This is a genomic window from Streptomyces sp. NPDC051051, from assembly GCF_040682975.1.
GTDB lineage: Bacteria > Actinomycetota > Actinomycetes > Streptomycetales > Streptomycetaceae > Streptomyces.
This window is the reverse complement of the sequence record NZ_JBFBCB010000022.1, coordinates 70,717-90,423: the sequence shown is the minus strand read 5'-3', so window position 1 is coordinate 90,423 and position 19,707 is coordinate 70,717. Positions and strand designations below refer to the sequence as shown.

The window sequence follows — 19,707 nt, the reverse complement described above, 5'->3', positions numbered from 1 at the left end:
GTTCCCCCCAACTCCATTGCCGACATGTCGAGTTGCCTCGCTTGTGGATGCAGGAGACTCATGCCCGACCTGCCGACCCCCAAGGACGCCGCCGAGGCCGCTCTCTTCTCGGAGTGCTGGGACGCCGTCCTGTCGTACGCCGACCTGTGCACCTCCGGGTCGACCGCGGCCAACCACCTGGCCCGCGAGGCGTTCGCGCTCGGCATACGCGAGGCCCGCGCGGCCGAGGACGGCACCCGGCACACGGCCGGCCGCCGCGCGTCCCGGCTGCCCCGGATCCCCCTGCTGCTGACCGCCGTACGCACCACGGCGGCCGCCTGGGAGGCCCGGGGACAGGGCCACCGACTCGATCCCGACCTGCGGCTGTGGCTGAACTCCGACAAGGCCGCCCGGTACACCGGGCCGCCCCTGCGCCGGCCCGTCGCGCTGCGCGGGCTGCGCGACATGCAGGAGCCGGACGCCTCGCTGCTGTGGCTGGCGGAGGTGGAGGCGCTGCCGCTGCGCGCCGTCGCCCGCAGGCAGGGGCTGGACCCGGCCGCCGCGATGGAGGAGCTGAACCAGGTCCGCGGCCTGTTCCGGGACCGCTGCCACCGCAACCATCTCGACACGCCGATGGACGCCGAGTGCCGCAGCTACGTCCGCCTCCTCGACGCCGTGACCCGCTCGCCCGTCGCCGAGACGCCGGAGGACCTCTCCCGGCACCTCGCCACCTGCGTGGAGTGCGCGGAGGCCGCGGCCTGTCTGCGGCTGCACGGCGGCGGGCTGCCGGCGGCGCTGGCCCAGGGCGTGATCGGCTGGGGCGGACTCGCCTACCTGGAGCGTCGCCGCCGCGCCGCCGAGGTGCGGATGAGCGCCGGCGGCCCGCCCGCACCCGACCAGGACGCCGAGTGGGGCGACCCGGCCGCCGACAAGACCCGCACCCTGCGCAACGGCCTGCTCGTCGCCGCCGTCCTCGTCTCCGCGCTGGCCCTCGCCGTCTCGCTGATGCCGTTCGGCGAGAGCGACGACTCCGCCCAGGGCGGCCTCCCCGCCGACAGCACGCCGGTGGCCGGCCCCGGCAACCCGTCCGGGCCGTCCCTCGTGCCCGACACTTCCCCCTCGTCGACCGGTAAGCACACCGGCGCCGACACCCGCTCCGGTGCGCCGAAGCCGTCCCTGGGCGGTACGCCGTCGGCGACGAGCCGGACCGATCCGGAACCCCAGGGCACCTCCTCGCCCACCGCGCGCACGACGGCCTGCGAGGTGGCGTACGACCTCGTCAACCAGTGGCCCGACGGCTTCCAGGCCACCGTCACCGTGACCACCGCCGAGCCGCTCGACTCCTGGCGGGTCGCCTGGTCCTTCCGGGACGGTCAGCGGGTCGACCAGATGTGGGACGCGAGCGTCGCCCAGGACGGCTCGCGGGTCACCGCCACCGCCGCCGACTACAACAAGCACGTCCCGGCCGACGGCACCCTCTCCTTCGGCTTCCTCGCCTCCTGGCAGAACAAGAACACCGCACCGTACGGCTTCAGCCTCAACGGCGCCGCCTGCACCCCGTCCTGACCGGCCGCCCGGTGACACCTTCGCGTCATACCGGTGTCAGTCCCGGGTTCCCCGCCTCCGTGACGAAGGACGCCGCCGTGGAGACGGGGGAGCCGGGGGTCGTCACGGCCGCCAGCGTGCGGAAGTCGGCGCGGGCCGCTTCCGGGGTCAGCCGCACCCGGACGTAGCCGCGCCGGCCGTCGTAGAAGCGCAGATGCGGGTTGGCCGTGAGGTACGTCTGCCAGTTGGCGGGCCGCTCGGTGCCGTCCTTGCCGCTGGCGACGGACGTGGCGACGATCTCGGTCCCGACCGTCTCGGACGCCGGGTCGTCGAAGTCGGCCTTGATGTCGAAGGCGTGGCCCACGTGGACGTCGCCGGTCAGCACGAGCAGGTTGTCCACCCCGGCCGCCCGCGCCCCGGTCAGGACGCGGTCACGGGAGGCGCGGTAGCCGTCCCAGGCGTCCATCGACATCTTCGCCCGCGCGTCGGCGGACAGCCTGCGCTGGGAGAAGCAGACCTGTTGCGGCATCACGTTCCACACGGCGTCGGACGCCCGCCAGCCGTCCAGCAGCCACTTCTCCTGGGCCGCGCCGGTCATCGTGCGCGCCGGATCGTCGGACTCGGGGCCGGGTACGTGCTGCACGTCGCCGTAGGCCTGGTCGGAGCGGTACTGGCGGGTGTCGAGGACGTCGAACTGCGCGAGCGAGCCCCAGTGCAGACGCCGGTACAGCGGCATGTCGGGGCCGACCGGAGCCCGGCTCGCCCGCAGCGGCTGGTGCTCCCAGTAGGCCCGGTAGGCGGCGGCCCGCCGCAGCAGGAACCCGGCCGGCGGGCCGCCGTGCTCGTCGACGGCGCCGGCGTAGTTGTTCTCGGTCTCGTGGTCGTCCCAGGCGACGACGAAGGGATGGGCCGCGTGGGCGGCGCGCAGGTCGGGATCGCTCTTGTACAGGGCGTACCGCAGCCGGTAGTCCTCCAGGGTGACGGTCTCCCGGTCGAACACCGCGGGCAGCACCCGGTCCCGGTAGGCGCGCGCGCCGCCGGCGGAGTCCACCGGGTACTCGTACAGGTAGTCCCCGAGGTGGAAGACCACGTCGACGTCCTCCTGCGCGAGATGCCGGTGCGCCGTGAAGTACCCGTCGTGGTACGCCTGGCAGGACACGGCCGCGAAGGCGAGCGCACCCGGGGCGGCGCCGAGGGCCGGCGCGGTGCGGGTGCGGCCGGTCTCACTGGTCCAGGCGCCCGTCCGGAAGCGGTAGTAGTACGGCCGTCCCGCGTCCAGGCCGGTGACGTCGACGTGCAGGGTGTGGTGGTACTCGGGCAGCGCGAGGGCGGTACCGCTGCGCACCACCAGGCCGAAGCGCTCGTCCTGCGCCACCTCCCACTCCACGGCGACGCTCTGCCCGGCCAGCCCCCCGCCCGGCTCGTACGGCGCCGGAGCGATCCGGGTCCACAGGACCACGGAGTCGGGCAGCGGGTCGCCGGAGGCGACGCCCAGGGTGAAGGGGTCCTCGGAGATCCTCGCCGGGTCGAGCCGGCGGGCGGCGGCCGCGCCCCTCGCGGGGGTGTGGGTGGCGAAGGCGAGGGCCGCCGCGGCGGCGGTCAGTGTCAGGAACCGGCGACGGCCCAAGTGTCGTGCGGCGGCGTGCAGTTCGGGACCGTGGAGGGCCGCGGACCGCTGGAGGGCGGCGGCGCCGGGGAGCGGGGTTCGGTGACGGCCGGTCGGACGCATGGGGCTCGGCTCCCGTGAGGATCAGGGGGGCGTCTGCGGCCTCGGCGGCCGGAGCCCGCGGCGCGGGCCCCTAGATGCTAAGCGGACGATCACCGTAATTCGGGCAGGCGTGAGGTCCCTTCGGGGCGTCGGTCGCCTTCGCGCCGTCGGTCGCGAACGGGTCGGCGCCCGCGGCGCCCTGACCGGACGCCGGCGGGGGAGGGCCTCTACAGGCCGACGTAGAACCGCACGGTCGTGCCGTCCGGTGCCGTGTGCAGGCGCACCAGGTCCGCCACGTAGTGCACCAGCATCAGGCCCCGGCCGCCGATCTGGCCGCGAGCCGGCGGCCTGCGGCCGGCGAGCGGGTCGATCAGCCGTCCCCCGTCGCTGACCTCGCACACGACCTGACCCGCCTCGGCCCAGATCCGCAGCGTGCCCTGTCCGCCGCCGTGGACGACGCTGTTGGTCGTCAGCTCCGCGACCGCCAGTTCCATGTCCTGGAGCCGCTGCCCGCCGAGGCCCAGCCGCGCGGCCCGGCCGACGGCGAAGTGACGCGCGTCGGGCAGTTCGGCGGACCCGAAGGAGAAGGCGGCGGCGTCCGGCGCGGGCGTCAGCACCTCGTTGTACCGGTCCACCACGGACCGCCAGTCGTAGGCCGCGCTGGCCCGCTCGCGGCCGTCGGCGATCAGGATGGGGTGGGTGATCCGCGCGTCGGCGAGCACGTCCGCGTCCAGGCCGCTCGCGTCGTACGGGCACAGGATGGTCGCCGCCCGGCCCTCGAAGGACGCGTTGATCAGCGCCTCGTGCTGTGCGCACGCCGGGTACTCCACCGGGCTGCGGCCGGCCCAGACCGGCTCACCGACGATCCGCACCCGCGCCTGCGGATGGGCGTCGGCGAACGCGCGCAGCACGCCCGGGATGATCCGTCCGGGGTTGCGGCCGGCCTCGGTCATGTCCAGGAACAGGACGTCCTCGGCGTCCGGGCCCAGTCCGGCCCTGACGAGTTCCAGGTGAGGGCCGGGCACGGCCACCGCCACGGGTTCGCCGAGGGCCAGGCCCTCCCGGACGAAGGGCACCACGTGGTCGGTGTAGTCCCGCGCCGTGCGGTAGAACAGCGCCGGGTGGAGGAACTTCTCGTCTGCTGCGACCGTCATCGCGGCGCCACCTCGATCCCGTGCAGGGCCGGCCAGAACAGCGCCAGCACGCGCGACAGCTGCGGAGGCGGGGACTCCACGACGACTCGTCCGCCCGGCAGGTTCATCGCGGTGACGGCGAGCGCCGACACGCCGGCCACGTCGACGAAGCCCACGCGGGAGAGTTCCACGTAGGACACGTCCGCGTGCCGCCGGGCCAGGTCGGCCAGTGCTCCCTCCCAGGACCCGCGGGTGGCCACGCCGATCTCGCCGCTGACACGGATTCCGGCACGACCGGACAACGGGCTCACCTCCAGCACGGAACCACCGTGCGGGGGAGCAGCATCCCCCCGGTCGCGCGCGCCATCCACACTCGGTCTCCTCCACGGTCGCCGGCCGTCTGCTTCGTTCCGGCATGGCAGGGACGGAAGGACGACGTCTTTCCGGTTTCCGGCCACGCAGCCTACCGTCCGTGCGGTGGCACGGGCGGAGACGCCCCACCCGTGCCATGCGGTTTCCCCGGGAGCCGGGCTGCCATGCCTCCCCCGTCCCCCCGGTATCCCCGGGGGACGGCTCAGCTCCCCGCTGTCTCCGCGAGGGTGTGCGCCACGAGGGCGTTGGCGTGCCCGTGCCCGAGACCGTGCTCGGACTTGAGCCAGGCGACCAGCTCCATGTGCCGGGTCAGCGGCGAGGCGCGGATCAGCTCCTGCCACTCGGCGACCGGACGGCCGTACTTCTTCTCGATCGAGGGGAAATAGGCGGCGGGGCCTTTCACGGGAGCGCTCACGGCGGTCGCGTCCTTTCCTGCGGTGGGACAGTCGCTCCTCATGACCGCGGGGGGACGCCGAAGTGATCGGCCGGAGGATGTGACGTCCGTCACCTGGCGGGCGCGTCGCCCTGGCGTGGGCCGTGCGCCGGGCCCCGGAAAACGGATGGCGTCCCGCGCCCGCGCGCGCCTATCCTGACGGCGCCTCGTCCGGCGGCCACCGCCGGTGCGCGGACGACGCACGCGCCACAGAGGCGCATGACGCACGTGACACGGATCAGGAGGTGTGACCGATGACTGTCGCCGACACGGGTGCTGCTCGCAGCCACCAGACGTTCGTCCACCCCACCTCCGCGGTCCCCGGCTGACCACACGAGCCTCCGCGCGCCGCTGAGCGCGCCGCCGGGACCGCCCCTGTGAAGGGTCTGTCTTGAACCTCTCCACCTCCCCGGCCCCGTCCCACCCGCTCGCCCCCTACGGCTGGGACGAGGGATGGGCGGCCGAGTTCGCCGTGCACGCCGAGCGGGGCCTGCTGCCCGGCCGTGTCGTCCGCGTCGACCGCGGGCAGTGCGACGTCGTCACCGGTGACGGCGTCGTCCGCGCGGACACCGCCTTCGTCACCCCGCACGACCCCCTGCGCGTGGTGTGCACCGGAGACTGGGTTGCCGTCGACGCCGACGGCAACCCGCGCTACGTACGGGCGTACCTGCCGCGCCGTACCGCCTTCGTGCGCTCCACCTCGTCCAAGAGGTCCGAGGGGCAGATCCTCGCGGCCAACGTCGACCACGCCGTCGTCGCCCTGTCGCTCGCCGTCGAACTCGACCTCGGGCGCGTCGAACGGTTCCTGGCACTGGCCTGGGAATCGGGCGCCCAGCCCGTCGTCGTCCTCACCAAGGCCGACCTCGTCACCGACCCGGACGCGCTCACGTACCTCGTCGAGGACGTCGTGAAGAGCGCGCCCGGCGTGCCCGTGCTCACCGCCAGTGCCATGGCCGGGCGCGGCGTCGGCGAACTCGCGGCGCTCCTGGGCCGGGGCACCTCCGTGCTGCTCGGAGCGTCCGGCGCGGGCAAGTCGACGCTCGCCAACGCGCTCGTCGGCGAGGACGTCATGGACGTCCGGGCCACCCGCGACATGGACGGCAAGGGCCGGCACACCACGACCACCCGCAACCTGCTGCCGCTGCCCGGCGGAGGCGTCCTCATCGACACGCCCGGACTGCGCGGCGTCGGGCTGTGGGACGCGGATCACGGCGTCGGCCGGGTGTTCACCGAGATCGAGGAGTTCGCCCGCGACTGCCGCTTCCACGACTGCGCCCACGAGCGCGAACCGGGCTGCGCGGTGCTCGCGGCCGTGGAGGACGGCGAGCTGCCGGTCCGACGACTGGACAGCTACCGCAAGCTCGTCCGCGAGAACCAGTGGATCGTCGCCAAGTCCGACGCCCGGCTCCGCGGCGACATCCGGCAGAGCTGGAAGCACAAGCAGGCCGCCGGACGGGCCGCCGGACGGGCCAAGCGGACGGGAGGGTGGTGAGCGGGCGCGCTCGCCGCGACACCCGGCCGCCGGGCGGGAACGACGAACGGGGTCCCGCCGCCGGGCGGGAGGAATTCCCCCGGTCCGGCTCCCCCGTCCGCCCGGGCCCGCTCCACGGCCGGCCGGCCCGGGGCGGTGGAAGGGGGCCGGGGCGGGCCGTCACCGCCACGTCCGAATTCCGCTAGCGACGTTCTCCGGGCGGGCTGAGACTGGGATCCGTGATGGACGAGGAAAGCAGGTACGAGGCGGTCCGCAGCCGGGACGCCCGGTTCGACGGCGCGTTCTGCTTCGCCGTCGAGACGACCGGCATCTACTGCCGGCCCAGCTGCCCGGCCGTGACGCCGAAACGGCGCAACGTGCGCTTCTTCCCGACGGCCGCCGCCGCGCAGAGCTCGGGTTTCCGGGCCTGCCGGCGGTGCCGGCCGGACGCCAGTCCGGGTTCCGCCGAGTGGAACGTGCGCGCCGACGTCGTGGGCCGCGCCATGCGGCTGATCGGCGACGGGGTCGTCGACCGGGAGGGCGTCGCCGGACTCGCCGCACGCCTCGGCTACAGCGCCCGCCAGGTGCAGCGCCAGCTCACCGCCGAACTCGGCGCGGGGCCCGTCGCCCTCGCCCGCGCGCAGCGCGCCCACAGCGCCCGGGTCCTGCTCCGGACGACCGGCCTGCCGGTCACCGAGATCGCGTTCGCGTCCGGCTTCGCCAGCGTGCGCCAGTTCAACGACACGATCCGGGCGGTGTACGCCGCCACCCCGACCCAGCTGCGGGCCGCCGCCCCGCGGCAGGACCGCACGGCCGCACCCGGAGCGGGGATCCCGCTGCGGCTCGCCCACCGGGGCCCGTACTGCGCCGGCCCGGTGTTCGACCTGCTCGAAGCGGAGGCCGTTCCCGGAGTCGAGGAGGTGAGCGGTCCGCCGGGCGGCCGGACCTACCGCCGGACCCTCCGGCTCCCGTACGGCACGGGCATCGTCGCCGTCGGGGAACGGCCGGGCTCCGTGTCCGGCGCCGCCGTCCACCCCGGCGGCTGGCTCGACGCGCGCCTGCACCTCACCGACCTGCGCGACCTCACCACCGCCGTCCAGCGGCTGCGCCGGCTGTTCGACCTGGACGCCGACCCCTACGCCGTCGACGAACGGCTCGCGGCGCATCCGCGGCTCGCCCCGCTCGTCGCCGCCCGGCCCGGACTGCGCGCGCCGGGCGCCGCCGACCCGGAGGAGCACGCGGTGCGGGCGCTGGTCGGCCGCGCCGAGGCCGGGCACCTGGTCCGCGCCCACGGAAAGACCCTGGACGCGCCCTGCGGCGGGCTCACCCACCTCTTCCCCGAACCGGCCGCCCTCGCCGACACCGGCGGCCCCCTGGGCGCGCTCGCCACCGCCCTCGCCGACGGCACCGTACGGCTCGACGCCGGTGCCGACCGGGACGACGCCCAGGAGGCGCTGCTCGCCCTGCCCGGCCTGGACGGACGCACCGTGGCCGCGATCCGGGCCCGCGCCCTCGGCGACCCCGACGTCGCACCGCCCGGCGCCGGCGTCCCCGACAGCTGGCGTCCCTGGCGGACGTACGCCCTTCACCACCTGCGTGCAGCGGGGGAACCTCACGTACGTCACTAGGGCGTGTTTCGAACGTCCCGTCTGTCCGCTCGGCCCCCTGCTCCTCGCCGCCGCGCCCTACCCCCACCACACCGCACCCAGCCACGCGCCCATGATCAGCAGGCAGGTGAAGAGTTCCGCGAGGATGCTGGATCCGCCCGCCCGCATCACCGTGCGCAGGGAGGCGCGGGCCGCGTCCGGGCGGCCCAGGCGGAGCCGCTCGGAGAGGTAGATGCCGCCCAGGAAACCCGGGATCGCACCGAGCACCGGCACCAGGAAGAAGCCGAGGAGAGCCCCCGCTCCGGCGTATCCGGCCATCCGGCGGGTGGCGCCGCTCGTCTTCAGGCGGCGCGGCGGCAGCGCCCAGCGCATCACCTGGGACAGGAACAGCGCGGCCGTCGCGCCCACCAGCACCAGCCAGGAGAGCGGCCGGGGGTCCTTCAGCGCCCACCACAGGACCGCGGCCCACACCAGCCACGATCCCGGCAGGCCGGGCACCAGCACTCCGCACAGGCCGAGCAGGATCACCAGGCCGACCAGCAGGAGTTCCCACGCTCCCATCTGCCCAGCCTGCCGGAAGCGGACGGAACGGGCAGGTCGAGGTCGGTACCTCGGCCACGGCCCGCACCTCCCGCCGCTCGCAAGACTGTTCACCGGGTCGGCCCTGAAGCATTTTTTCGGATGCCCGGTTTCTCCGCGGCCCTCCCGGTGGACAATCAGGGGCATGAGTCAGCAGGGGGGAAGGCCCACCGGTCACGAGGACGACTGGTGGGGCCAGTTGTACGACGACACCACCGAGGACACCGGCCCCACGACCGGTCCGGACTCGCTGGACGACAGGTTCGCGTCGGCGGCGGGGACGGTCCGCACCGGGGGGCCCGCCGACGCGGCCCCCGGCGACGCCGTCTCGGCCGACGTGCCGGGCGACGCGGAGCCGCGGGCCTCGGGTTCGGTGCCGGGGCCGCGCCGGGAGCCGAGCGGGCAGGCCGACTGGTGGGCGGGGGAGCCGACGGGCGGACCGCCCCCACCGGCCGGGACGGCCGACCACCCTGCCGGGCCGACGACGTTCCTGCCCGGCCCCCTGCCCGCCGGCTTCGACGAACGCACACCCCGAGCGCACGCCCCGGGCGGCCGTACGTCCCCGGAGGCGGCGCACATCGCCCCGGCCCCGGAGGCCGAGCCCCCCGCGCCGCCGCCGCCCACCGACCGCGCCCCGGCCCCACCGGAAGCACCACCGGCACCACCGGCCGGATCAGCCCCACCGGCCCCGCACCAGCCGCCGCCCCCGTTCGCCGGCGGCACCCCTCCGCCCCCCGGCACCCCGCCGCTCCCGCCCCCCGCCGCGCAGGCGCATCCCCGGCCCCGGCACGCCCCGCACCCACCGGCCCCCGCCGAGCCGCCCCCGCCGCAGGGGCCGCCGCCGGCCGAGCCCTACCTCGGGTCCGGGCCGCCCACCTACGACGCCGAGCCGACCGCGCTGCCGGCCGCCGATCCCGACGGGCTGGACGACCTGGTCGCGGACACCGTGCTGGACGGGGCCCGGTACGGGGCCTGCACACTACGGGCCGCGTCCGTGCGCGGGGACTCCGCGCGGTTCCGGGGCGAGCCGCGCCGGGACGCGCTGCTCACCGCCCGTTTCGGCAGCGGCGACCAGGCGCTGATCCTGGTCGCGATGGCCACCGGCACCCGTGCCGTGCCGGGCGTGCACCGGGCGGCCGCCGAGGTCTGCCGATGGATCGGGCGGGCCGTGGGCCGCAGTCACGCCCGGCTCGCCGAGGACATGCGGGCCGCCCGGAGAGAGGACCTGAAGTCGGGGCTGCACCGGCTCACCGACCGCAGCCTGGGACGGCTGCGGGCCAGCGCCGCCGAACAGGGCCTGGCACCGGACGAGTACGCGGCGGGCCTGCGCTGTCTGCTGCTGCCCGCCGACCCCGCGTGCCGGGTCCGGGTCTTCTTCGGCGTCGGCCCCGGCGGGCTGTTCCGCCTCCGGGACGGTGCGTGGCAGGACCTCGAGCCACCGGTCGGCGAGACCGCCGGCGCGCCGGTCGTCGGCTTCGGGACGCAGCCCGCCGAGACCCCCGAGGGCGACCGGCTCACCATGGACTTCGGCATCCCGACCCCGCCGAGCCCCTACGAGCCGGCCCCCGGACCGCCGCGCGAACCCTTCCGGTTCCGGGCCTCCCTCGCCCGCCCGGGTGACACCCTCCTGATGTGCTCCGACGGCCTCGCCGAACCGCTGCGCGGCGAACCCCGGCTCCCCGCCCACCTCGTCCGGCAGTGGTCCGCGCCGACCCCGCCGGGCCTCGCCGCGTTCCTCGCCGACGTCCGGATCAGGGTCAAGGGGTACGCGGACGACCGTACGGCTGCCGCCGTTTGGGAGGCGTGACGAGGTCCGCTGTGGATTGATGGAACCCGGAGGGATCCGAAGGATCTACGGAGACCGAAGGGGCAGATGAGCATCATGGCCAAACAGAACGTCGCCGAACAGTTCGTCGACATCCTCGTCCGCGCCGGAGTGGAACGCCTCTACGGCGTCGTCGGCGACAGCCTCAACCCCGTGGTCGACGCGGTTCGCCGCAACCCCGCCATCGACTGGGTGCACGTGCGCCACGAGGAGACCGCCGCGTTCGCCGCCGGCGCGGAGGCGCAGATCACGGGCAAGCTGACGGCGTGCGCCGGGTCCTGCGGGCCCGGCAATCTGCACCTGATCAACGGCCTGTACGACGCCCACCGCTCGATGGCGCCGGTCCTCGCGCTCGCCTCCCAGATCCCCTCCAGCGAGATCGGCCTGGGCTACTTCCAGGAGACCCACCCCGACCGTCTCTTCCAGGAGTGCAGCCACTACAGCGAACTGATCTCCAGCCCGAAGCAGATGCCCCGGCTGCTCCAGACGGCCATCCAGCACGCCGTCGGCCGCAGCGGCGTCAGCGTCGTCTCCCTCCCCGGTGACATCGCCGCCGAGCCCGCGCCCGAGAAGGCGGCGGAGACCGCGCTCGTGACCTCCCGGCCCACGGTCCGCCCGGGCGACGCCGAGATCGACGAGCTCGTCCGGCTGATCGACGCGGCCGACAAGGTCACCCTGTTCTGCGGCAGCGGCACGGCGGGCGCGCACGCCGAGGTGATGGAGTTCGCGGAGAAGATCAAGTCACCGATCGGCCATGCGCTGCGCGGAAAGGAGTGGATCCAGTACGACAACAGGTTCGACGTCGGGATGAGCGGGCTCCTCGGGTACGGCGCCGCCTACGAGGCCACCCACGAGTGCGACCTGCTGATCCTGCTCGGAACCGATTTCCCGTACAACGCCTTCCTGCCCGACGACGTCAAGATCGCCCAGGTGGACGTGCGGCCCGAGCACCTCGGCCGGCGCTCCAAGCTGGACCTCGCCGTGTGGGGCGACGTGCGGGAGACCCTGCGCTGTCTCATCCCGCGCGTGCGGGAGAAGAAGAGCCGGCGGTTCCTCGACAAGATGCTGAAGAAGCACGTCGACGCCCTCGAAGGGGTCGTGAAGGCGTACACCCGCAAGGTCGAGAAGCACGTGCCCATCCACCCCGAGTACGTGGCGTCCGTCCTCGACGAAATCGCCGACGAGGACGCCGTCTTCACCGTCGACACCGGCATGTGCAACGTCTGGGCGGCCCGTTACCTCACGCCCAACGGCCGCCGCCGCGTGATCGGTTCCTTCTCGCACGGTTCGATGGCCAACGCGCTTCCCATGGCGATCGGCGCGCAGTTCACCGACCGGGAACGGCAGGTCGTGTCGATGTCGGGCGACGGCGGATTCGCCATGCTGATGGGCGACTTCCTCACCCTCGTCCAGTACGACCTGCCGGTGAAGGTCGTACTCTTCAACAACTCCTCACTGGGCATGGTGGAGTTGGAGATGCTGGTCGCCGGCCTGCCCTCCTACGGCACCACGAACAAGAACCCGGACTTCGCCGCCGTCGCCCGCGCCTGCGGCGCCCACGGCGTGCGCGTGGAGAAGCCCAAGGACGTCGCGGGGGCCCTCAAGACCGCTTTCCGGCACAAGGGTCCGGCTCTCGTCGACATCGTCACCGACCCCAACGCGCTCTCCATCCCGCCGAAGATCAGCGCCGAGATGGTGACCGGGTTCGCCCTGTCCGCCTCGAAGATGGTGCTGGACGGCGGTGTCGGGCGCATGGTCCAGATGGCCCGCTCCAACCTCCGCAACGTCCCGCGACCCTGACGCCGGCCCCGGTGCCGTCGGCGGGAAACCGCGTGCGGCGCGGTGCCGGGGCCACGGATCGGGCACACCGAGTAGAGGTGATTTCGGCCAACTTCGCGCGCCGGTGCCGGGGGCGGGCCCGCCGCCACCCGCCGGGGGAGGCGCCGGGCCCGCCGGGGCGTGGCCGAACACCTGGTCGTCGCCGATCCGGCATGACTGGCCCGCCGCCCATGAGGGCAGGCATCCCGTGAACGTGTTCGAGCAGGAGGGGAACCGACATCGGCACGCGGGCGGGGGTCATGAAGAGGCAGGCACGAGGCAGCGGTTCGACCGTGATCGCGGACACCTCGAAGAGGAAGCGGACAGGGGAGGCCACGGCGGACGGCGGCGGAGAGCGGGCGCACACGTCCCAGCTCCGGCACAGGCTCGGGCGGGCGGACTTACGGGCCGTGCCCGAGACGCGCCGGGCGCTGCGCGAACTGCTGCGGCACTGGGGAAGGCCGGGACAGTCGGAGACCGCCGAACTGCTCACCAGCGAACTCGTCACCAACGCGCTCGTCCACACCGACCGGGACGCGGTGCTCACGGCGACCGTCGGGCCGGACGGTCTGCGGGTGGAGGTACGCGATTTCGCGGCCGGCCGTCCGCGGCCGCGCAGGCGGGACGCCGAGGAGGGCACGCACGGCCGGGGTCTGGTCCTGGTGCAGTCCCTCGCGGACGCGTGGGGTGTGCGCACGCACGGCATCGGGAAGGCGGTCTGGTTCGAACTGGGCGCCGGAATGGCCTGAGCGGGCCACCGGCCCGCCGGGACGACAGGCCACCGGGACGACGGGACCAGGACCGCGGAACCAGGACCACGGCAACGCGGCCGCGGGACCGGGAACACGGGACCGGGAACACGGGAAGGGGGCGCGACCTCGCCGGTCGCGCCCCCTTCCCGTGACGGTGCGTCAGCCGAACTGCTGCTCCAGGTCCTTGAGCTTGCGCTCCAGGGAGTCCAGGCGCGGCAGGGCCATCGTGTCGTCCTCCGCGGTGAGGTCGACGGTGATCGGGTCAGTGCTCTGACGGACGGGCTGGAGGGAGGGCCGCGTACGCACGGGCAGCTGTTCCGGCGAGTTCGCCGCTATGGCAGGCTCCGCGGGGGCGCGTTCGCCGGCCCGCTCCAAGGAGGCCTGGGTCTCCAGCTGGCGGCCACCGCGGCCGGGGAAGCGGTGTCCACGGCTGATCGCCTTGAGCTGGGCGCGCTCCACGCGGTCCTGCTCGCGGCGGCGCAGGCGCGCCGTCTCCTTCTGCCGCTTGTCCTCGCGCACCTCGTCGACGGCCTCGTCCAGACTGCGCACGTTCTCGAGAAGCATCAGCGACCACGCCTTGTACGTCTCGCGGGGGGCCCGCAGCCAGCGCACGACACGGATCTGCGGCAGCGGACGCGGCACCAGGCCCTGCTCGCGCAGTGCGGCCCGGCGGGTCTGCTTCAGCGCCCGGTCGAACAGGACGGCCGCGGACAGGGACATGCCGGAGAAGAACTGCGGTGCGCCGTCGTGACCGAAACCGCGGGGAGCGTGCACCCAGTTGAACCAGGCCGCGGCACCCGCGAACGTCCATACGAGTATCCGCGAACCGAGGGCCGCGTCACCGTGGCTGGCCTCGCGCACGGCGAGCACGGAGCAGAACATCGCCGCCCCGTCCAGGCCGAACGGCACGAGGTACTCCCAGCCGCCGGTCAGATTCAGATTCTGCCGGCCGAAGCCGACCAGTCCGTGGAAGGAGAGCGCGGCGGCCACCGCCGCGCAGCAGAACAGCAGGACGTAGGAGGCGGTGCCGTATATGGCCTCCTTGCGCCTGCGGCGCTCTTCGCTGCGCTCCCACGAGTCGTCGCTCGTGTTCTCCCCCGAGGAGCGCTTTCCGCGCGCGAGCACCGCCACCGCCGCCAGCATGCCCAGGAGCAGCACGGCGCCCGGAAGCAGCCAGTTCAGCGATATGTCGGTCAGTCTCATCTGGGGTCCCTTGCATTGGGATAGGGCGTAACGCCCGCCATAGTGGCCCAACCCCGCCATCCCTCAGGGGGTTTCGGGGCAAGAGGCCGCCAAGGAGGTGCAAGGGGATGCCCAGGGCGACGTTCTGCTCGAACTGCCGCATGAGGGGCGGGAGTTGAGTTCGAATAAGACTACCCGTACGGGTGGTTCCACGGAAAGTTCCCGTGTCGAGTGAGGAAGTTGTGAAGCCCCGTGACGGTCCGAGAGATCTCGTTCGGGTGATCTTACGGGACGCCGGGTGCCGGATCGACCGGAGGGCGGCTCAACTCGCGGCGAGCGCGGTGAGCTTGCCGACCCGGTCCGCGTCGCAGGTGCGCGGGCAGGTGGCGCAGGTGTCCTCGGGACGCACGGTGTAGAACATGCAGCAGCTCGCCCGGTCCCGGGTGGGCAGCGGCTTCCCGTCCGGTCCGGTCAGCTCCCGGAAGGCGGCCGAGCCGACGTACGGCCGGGTCGCACCCGGCAGCAGCAGCTCCAGTTCGTGACGGGCCCGTTCGCCCTCGGCCTCGCCGAACAGGCCGGCGACGTACCAGAGGCCCTCGACGATCTCGTCCGTGACCATGCCCCACAGGGCGCGCCCGCGCCGTCGGGTGCGCGGGCCGAAGCCGGCCAGCACGGGCTCGTGGTGCTCGGCGACGGCGGCCCGCACCTCCGCGCGCAGGGCCTCCTCGTCCGGAACCACCCGGGCGCCGGGCAGGGCCGCCGCCGGGTCGCCCGGCAGGCAGGCGAACGAGACGGGCGCGCGGACGGCCATCCGCATCCCGGCGCCGGTGCGGTCGTACGAGACGTGGGTCACCGGGAGGCGGGGGACCCTGCGGTGCAGGAACCAGGGGGCGGTGATCAGCAGGCAGGCCGGCCAGGCGTACCGGTGCAGTCCGAAGCTCGCCACGACGTCCGGGCGGGCCCGCTGCCCGTAGTCCCGCACCACCTGGTTCTCGTCCCAGGCCAGGAAGGCGTCCAGCTCCGCGCCGCCCTCCGCCAGCGCGGCCGCCGACACCCAGCCGCCGCCGCGCGGGGCGGGCTCGCCCGGCCCCAGTTCCCTGACGGTCAGGCCCGGACAGGCCTCGGTGAGACGTGCGTACGCGTCCGTCACGGCCGACGGGTGTGAGGGCATACCGGTACCACCGATCCAACAACGAGGGCGAGGTAAGCCTTACCTTACCCAATCCGGTCGGGATGTGAACCGGTGGCCGGTAACGCCTATGGTGCTTGACGGACGAGTAACAACCGGCCGTAATGACCCCAAGTACCGACAGATCCGGAGGAGCACCCGTGGAGCGGAGCGCGCAGGGCTTTGCCGGCACGGGAGTCCCCGGCGCGGGACCGCGGGTTCCCGCGCAGCCGCGCGCCACGGACCAGGACCGGGGTGCGGCGGCCCCCTTCGCCGACGGCCCGACGCCCGGCCCCGGCAGCGATGCCGCCGCCGTACGCGGCGAGCACACGCACGGCGAGACGCCCCTCGAACGTCCCCGCCCTCCGGTCCAGCGGTCCTCCGTCCGCGGTCAGATCCTCGACGCCCTGCGCACCGCGCTCGTCGCCGGGGAGCTGACGCCCGGCGAGGTGTACTCGGCACCCGCCCTCGGCGAGCGCTTCGGCGTCTCCGCGACACCGGTGCGGGAGGCCATGCAGCAGCTCGCCCTGGAGGGCGCCGTCGAGGTCGTGCCCAACCGGGGGTTCCGGGTGATCGTGCGCGGCACGCGGGAGCTGGCCGAGCTGGCCGAGGTGCGGGCCCTGATCGAGGTCCCCGTGATGCTGCGGCTCGCCCGCACGGTTCCCGCCGGACGCTGGGCCGAGCTGCGCCCCCTCGCCGAGGCGACCGTCCGGGCCGCCGCCTCCGGCTGCCGCGCCACGTACGCCGAGTCCGACCGGGCCTTCCACCGCGCGGTCCTCGGTCTGAGCGGCAACGGGCAACTGGTCTCCGTCGCGGACGACCTGCACCGCCGCTCGCAGTGGCCGCTGGTGGGCGGCCCCGTCTCGCGCGGCCGGGCCGACCTGGTGGCGGACGCGGCGGAGCACCTGACGCTGCTGGAGGCGCTGGGGGCGGGGGACGTGGACGTGGTGCAGGCACTGGTGCGGGAGCACTTCGCGGGATCGCGCTGAGGGCCGTCGGCGCCCTGCCGTCTCCCCGCCGGCCGCCGTCACGGCCTCCCGCCGGGACCCCGGCCGTGAGCGACCGCATCGCGTGGACACACCGCGGGCCGGGAGCCCCGGGTCCGCCCCGACCGTGGTGAAGGACATCGGGCACGAGGAGCCGGCCGCACACGGCCGACCCACGCGCCCGCCCGCCCGGCCGGTACGCCCCTCAGGTGCCGCGGCCGGGGCCGCCGCGACCCCCTGTGCGGAGGCCGCGGCGCTGCCGACTCCCTTGCTCGGCAAGGTGATACGGCCTTTTCGCCCGCGATCCGGGGCGCCCCGGCCGGCAACGCCTACGTCGGTAACGCCTACGTCGCCGCCGGTCCGTCGCCGCCTACGCCGTCGCCGCCGGTGGTGTCAGATGGCGGGCCAGCCACGTCGGGACGCCGCCCAGGAGCCGGAAGAGGCGTCCCGCCTCCTCGCGCAGTCGGGACGCCTCCGGCTCACTCTCCGCGTCCGCCAGCGAGACCAGGGCCGGGGCCGTACCCACCAGGTAGCCCAACTCCTCCCGGATGCGCAGGGATTCGGCGAAGCCGTGGCGGGCCTCGGTGATGTCGCCGTCGCGCAGGGCGAGGCCCGCCAGGTGCCGCCAGGTGAAGGACAGCAGCAGGACGTCGGAGCGGGCCTCGGCGGCCGTGTGCGCGCGCCGGTAGGCGGCGCGCGCGGCCTGCGGGGAGCGGGTCAGGTTCTCCGCGAGCAGTCCGCGCCGGAAGTCCAGCAGGGGCCGTCCCGCCGCGTCCGGAGGGATCAGCGCGGCCGCCCGGCCGAGCGCGGCCCGCGCCTCGTCGGCCCGGTCGCGCACCCCGTGCACCGTCGCCGCGTACGCCAGGTGCCCTCGTTCACAAGCGGCGGCGCCCCGTTCCTCGTCGGTGTGGGCGAGGGCCTCGGCCGTCCGCAGCGCGTCCTCCGCCTCCTGCCAGCCCCGCTCGGTGTAGAGGCACCGTTCCACGAGGAGGGCCGCCCGCTGGACGGCCCCCGCCGCGCTGTCCGGCGGCAGTAACGCCGCGGCGTCGGCCCAGCAGGCCCGCGAGCGCAACCGCCACACCGCGGTCTGGAGGGGATCGTCACCAGCGGTCGTTCCATTGCCCGACATGGCGGAATGCGCCACGTTGCCCTCCCCAGGGTCCTGTCCTTCGGATCAGCTCGGGGTCACGGGGCCCGGCCCGCGCGTCCGCGGCGTCGCCGTCGGTCCTCGACGCTCCGCGTCGGCTTCCTCCCGCGCCCCGCAGCTGCACGCACCGCGTCCCGCTCACCGGCACGGCAAGGCACCGCCCCCCACGACGACCTGATCCGAAGGGCAGGCCCAGCACACCGTTGAGCTTCGAGTGGTGGCCGCATCTCAACACGAATGACGGGCCGGGCCAAGGGGGCGGGTGAAGCTTTTCACAAAGTCGGGGGCCTCGGGCGTCCCCCGGGTTTCAGCTCATCCGCAGGGCCAGGAAGAAGTCCAGCTTGTCCTCGAGGCGCGAGAGGTCCCGGCCCGTCAACTGCTCGATGCGGCCGACGCGGTAGCGCAGTGTGTTGACGTGCAGGTGGAGCCGGGACGCGCAGCGGGTCCAGGAGCCGTCACAGTCCAGGAACGCCTCCAGCGTCGGGATCAGCTCGGCTCGGTGCCGCCGGTCGTAGTCGCGCAGGGGGTCCAGGAGGCGGGCGGTGAAGGCCCGCCGGACGTCGTCGGGGACGAAGGGCAGCAGCAGGACGTGCGAGGCCAGCTCCTGGTGGCCCGCCGCGCACACCCGGCCCGGGCGGGCCGCCGCCACCCGGCGGGCGTGCCGGGCCTCCTCCAGGGCGCCCCGCAGCCCCTCCGCCGAGTGCACCGCCGCGCTGACGCCGATCGTGATCCGGCCGTCGCCGTCCAGGCCCGCGGCCAGCGGCTCCCGCACGGAGGCCAGCAGGGTGTCGGCGAGGACCCCGGACCCCGGTCCGTCGTGCTCGCCGGCGACCGCCGGGAGGGGGACGAGGGCGACGGCCTCGTCACCGGTGTGGGCGACGGCGATGCGGTCGGAGGGCTCGGGGCCGGTGACGTGCGGGTCGACGAGGATCTCCTCCAGGAGGGACTGGGCGATCGGACCGCCTTCGGTCGCACCCCCTTCCGCGCCGTCCCACTCGACGCGCGCCACGACGACCTGCCAGTGCGGCGCGGCCCCCAGCCCGGGCAGCAGTACCGGCGCCGCCACCCGCAGCCGGGCCGCGATCTCGGCGGGCGCCGCGCCCGTCTGGACCAGTTCGAGGACCTCCTGGGCGAGGCGTCTGCGCACCGTGCGCGCCGCGTCCCGCCGGTCCCGCTCGACCGAGATGAGCTGGGTGACGCCCTGGAGCAGGTCGAGCCGCTCCTCCGCCCAGTCCCCGGCGTCCGCCTCGACGGCCAGCAGCCAGTCCGACAGCACCGTCTCGCGCACGTCGCCCGCGGCCTGCGGGGCCCGCCCGCCGCTGCGGACCGGGAACAGCGAGTACGTCGCACCGGCGAGGATCACCCGGTGCGGGCCCCGCCGGCCGGTGCGGGCGGCCGCCAGGTGTTCCGCCGCCAGCTTCGCGCACACTTCGGCCGGCAGTCCCGGCCCCGCCGTCTTCGGGCCCGCGACGAGCCGGCCCGTGGGCGACAGCACCCAGGCGCGCAGGTCCAGGTCGGAGCCGAGCAGGTCCAGGACCACGTCGGGACCGCCGCCCGCCGGTCCCGAGGTCATCATCCGGCGGTGCCGGTCCACGACCGCCGCGAGGTCCCCGGCACGCTCCCCGGACACCTGGCGCACGACGTGCTCGGTGATCGTCGCGAACGCCACCGACTCGTGCACCGCGAACAGCGGCAGCCGGTGCCGGGCGCAGGCCAGGACCAGGTCGTCGGGCACGTCGCCCAGTTCGGCCTCGCCGGCGGCGAGCGCGGCCACCCCGGCCTGCACCAGGAGCCGTACGAACGGCTCGGAGTCGGAGGCGTCCCGGCGCCAGGCCAGCCCGGTGAGCACCAGCTCGCCGCCGGAGAGGTAGCGGCTGGGATCCCGCAGGTCGGTGGTCATGACGCCGCGTACCGCGCGGTCCAGCTCGTCCTGGCCGCCGAGCAGCCGCAGGCCCAGCGCGTCGGTGTCCAGCAGTGCGCGCAGCCGCATTCTCGTCGCCGC

General features: G+C 74.6%; 16 protein-coding genes. 7 read left to right on the top strand and 9 right to left on the bottom strand.

Annotation, left to right across the window (positions count from 1 at the left end; all coding sequences use genetic code 11):
* Positions 1-60 precede the first annotated feature (60 nt).
* Positions 61-1,545, top strand: a complete 1,485-nt coding sequence (locus AB0N31_RS18550; protein WP_366059447.1) for a cellulose binding domain-containing protein — start codon at positions 61-63, stop codon at positions 1,543-1,545.
* A gap of 25 nt (positions 1,546-1,570) precedes the next feature.
* On the opposite strand, the gene AB0N31_RS18545 is transcribed toward AB0N31_RS18550, so the two are convergent.
* The 4 genes from AB0N31_RS18545 to AB0N31_RS18530 all read right to left on the bottom strand — a co-directional run bounded on the left by AB0N31_RS18545 (position 1,571) and on the right by AB0N31_RS18530 (position 5,152).
* On the bottom strand, positions 1,571-3,253 hold the full coding sequence (locus tag AB0N31_RS18545) for an alkaline phosphatase D family protein (protein WP_366059446.1): 1,683 nt from the start codon (positions 3,251-3,253) through the stop codon (positions 1,571-1,573).
* A 206-nt stretch (positions 3,254-3,459) separates the two neighbouring features.
* Positions 3,460-4,386, bottom strand: coding sequence for an anti-sigma factor RsbA family regulatory protein (locus tag AB0N31_RS18540; protein WP_366059445.1), 927 nt, complete (start codon positions 4,384-4,386; stop codon positions 3,460-3,462).
* Positions 4,383-4,685, bottom strand: a complete 303-nt coding sequence (locus tag AB0N31_RS18535; protein ID WP_366059444.1) for an STAS domain-containing protein — start codon at positions 4,683-4,685, stop codon at positions 4,383-4,385. Before AB0N31_RS18535 ends, AB0N31_RS18540 begins: the two co-directional genes overlap by 4 nt.
* Positions 4,686-4,939: 254 nt before the next feature.
* Entirely contained in the window at positions 4,940-5,152 is a 213-nt protein-coding gene (locus AB0N31_RS18530) for a DUF4287 domain-containing protein (protein WP_366059443.1), read from the bottom strand.
* A 409-nt stretch (positions 5,153-5,561) separates the two neighbouring features.
* Between AB0N31_RS18530 and rsgA the strand changes: the two genes are divergently transcribed.
* Entirely contained in the window at positions 5,562-6,662 is a 1,101-nt protein-coding gene (rsgA, locus tag AB0N31_RS18525; RefSeq protein WP_366059442.1) for a ribosome small subunit-dependent GTPase A, read from the top strand.
* 221 nt (positions 6,663-6,883) lie between these two features.
* The gene (locus AB0N31_RS18520; protein ID WP_366059481.1) at positions 6,884-8,269 is read left to right on the top strand and encodes an AlkA N-terminal domain-containing protein; all 1,386 of its coding nucleotides are present in this window, start codon (positions 6,884-6,886) and stop codon (positions 8,267-8,269) included.
* Between the two features lie 57 nt (positions 8,270-8,326).
* Here the strand turns inward: AB0N31_RS18520 and AB0N31_RS18515 are convergent, their stop codons facing one another.
* Positions 8,327-8,809, bottom strand: a complete 483-nt coding sequence (locus tag AB0N31_RS18515; protein WP_366059441.1) for a DUF456 domain-containing protein — start codon at positions 8,807-8,809, stop codon at positions 8,327-8,329.
* A 163-nt stretch (positions 8,810-8,972) separates the two neighbouring features.
* On the opposite strand from AB0N31_RS18515, the gene AB0N31_RS18510 reads away from it, so the two are divergent.
* From AB0N31_RS18510 to AB0N31_RS18500, 3 genes are all read left to right on the top strand, one after another.
* Positions 8,973-10,634: a protein phosphatase 2C domain-containing protein gene (locus AB0N31_RS18510; protein WP_366059440.1), complete on the top strand. Its 1,662-nt coding sequence runs from the start codon at positions 8,973-8,975 to the stop codon at positions 10,632-10,634.
* 75 nt (positions 10,635-10,709) lie between these two features.
* On the top strand, positions 10,710-12,452 hold the full coding sequence (locus AB0N31_RS18505; protein ID WP_366059439.1) for a pyruvate dehydrogenase: 1,743 nt from the start codon (positions 10,710-10,712) through the stop codon (positions 12,450-12,452).
* A 278-nt stretch (positions 12,453-12,730) separates the two neighbouring features.
* Positions 12,731-13,219, top strand: a complete 489-nt coding sequence (locus AB0N31_RS18500; protein ID WP_366059438.1) for an ATP-binding protein — start codon at positions 12,731-12,733, stop codon at positions 13,217-13,219.
* Positions 13,220-13,381: 162 nt separating this feature from the next.
* Here the strand turns inward: AB0N31_RS18500 and AB0N31_RS18495 are convergent, their stop codons facing one another.
* Positions 13,382-14,425 (bottom strand): DUF2637 domain-containing protein, encoded by a 1,044-nt coding sequence (locus tag AB0N31_RS18495; protein ID WP_366059437.1) that lies wholly within the window; start codon positions 14,423-14,425, stop codon positions 13,382-13,384.
* A 301-nt stretch (positions 14,426-14,726) separates the two neighbouring features.
* Positions 14,727-15,575, bottom strand: a complete 849-nt coding sequence (locus AB0N31_RS18490; protein WP_366059436.1) for a (2Fe-2S)-binding protein — start codon at positions 15,573-15,575, stop codon at positions 14,727-14,729.
* Positions 15,576-15,733: 158 nt separating this feature from the next.
* Between AB0N31_RS18490 and AB0N31_RS18485 the strand changes: the two genes are divergently transcribed.
* Positions 15,734-16,561, top strand: coding sequence for a GntR family transcriptional regulator (locus AB0N31_RS18485; RefSeq protein ID WP_366059435.1), 828 nt, complete (start codon positions 15,734-15,736; stop codon positions 16,559-16,561).
* Positions 16,562-16,928: 367 nt separating this feature from the next.
* On the opposite strand, the gene AB0N31_RS18480 is transcribed toward AB0N31_RS18485, so the two are convergent.
* Positions 16,929-17,702 (bottom strand): hypothetical protein, encoded by a 774-nt coding sequence (locus AB0N31_RS18480; protein ID WP_366059434.1) that lies wholly within the window; start codon positions 17,700-17,702, stop codon positions 16,929-16,931.
* A 310-nt stretch (positions 17,703-18,012) separates the two neighbouring features.
* Positions 18,013-19,695, bottom strand: a complete 1,683-nt coding sequence (locus AB0N31_RS18475) for a PucR family transcriptional regulator ligand-binding domain-containing protein (RefSeq protein ID WP_366059433.1) — start codon at positions 19,693-19,695, stop codon at positions 18,013-18,015.
* Positions 19,696-19,707: the final 12 nt, after the last annotated feature.

What these genes read in the sequence shown, in the direction of transcription:
- AB0N31_RS18550 (WP_366059447.1), top strand. Translation starts at nt 61, where the DNA reads ATGCCCGACCTGCCGACCCCCAAGGACGCCGCCGAGGCCGCTCTCTTC.
- AB0N31_RS18545 (WP_366059446.1), bottom strand. Translation starts at nt 3,253, where the DNA reads ATGCGTCCGACCGGCCGTCACCGAACCCCGCTCCCCGGCGCCGCCGCC.
- AB0N31_RS18540 (WP_366059445.1), bottom strand. Translation starts at nt 4,386, where the DNA reads ATGACGGTCGCAGCAGACGAGAAGTTCCTCCACCCGGCGCTGTTCTAC.
- AB0N31_RS18520 (WP_366059481.1), top strand. Translation starts at nt 6,884, where the DNA reads ATGGACGAGGAAAGCAGGTACGAGGCGGTCCGCAGCCGGGACGCCCGG.
- AB0N31_RS18515 (WP_366059441.1), bottom strand. Translation starts at nt 8,809, where the DNA reads ATGGGAGCGTGGGAACTCCTGCTGGTCGGCCTGGTGATCCTGCTCGGC.
- AB0N31_RS18510 (WP_366059440.1), top strand. Translation starts at nt 8,973, where the DNA reads ATGAGTCAGCAGGGGGGAAGGCCCACCGGTCACGAGGACGACTGGTGG.
- AB0N31_RS18505 (WP_366059439.1), top strand. Translation starts at nt 10,710, where the DNA reads ATGGCCAAACAGAACGTCGCCGAACAGTTCGTCGACATCCTCGTCCGC.
- AB0N31_RS18500 (WP_366059438.1), top strand. Translation starts at nt 12,731, where the DNA reads ATGAAGAGGCAGGCACGAGGCAGCGGTTCGACCGTGATCGCGGACACC.
- AB0N31_RS18495 (WP_366059437.1), bottom strand. Translation starts at nt 14,425, where the DNA reads ATGAGACTGACCGACATATCGCTGAACTGGCTGCTTCCGGGCGCCGTG.
- AB0N31_RS18490 (WP_366059436.1), bottom strand. Translation starts at nt 15,575, where the DNA reads ATGCCCTCACACCCGTCGGCCGTGACGGACGCGTACGCACGTCTCACC.
- AB0N31_RS18475 (WP_366059433.1), bottom strand. Translation starts at nt 19,695, where the DNA reads ATGCGGCTGCGCGCACTGCTGGACACCGACGCGCTGGGCCTGCGGCTG.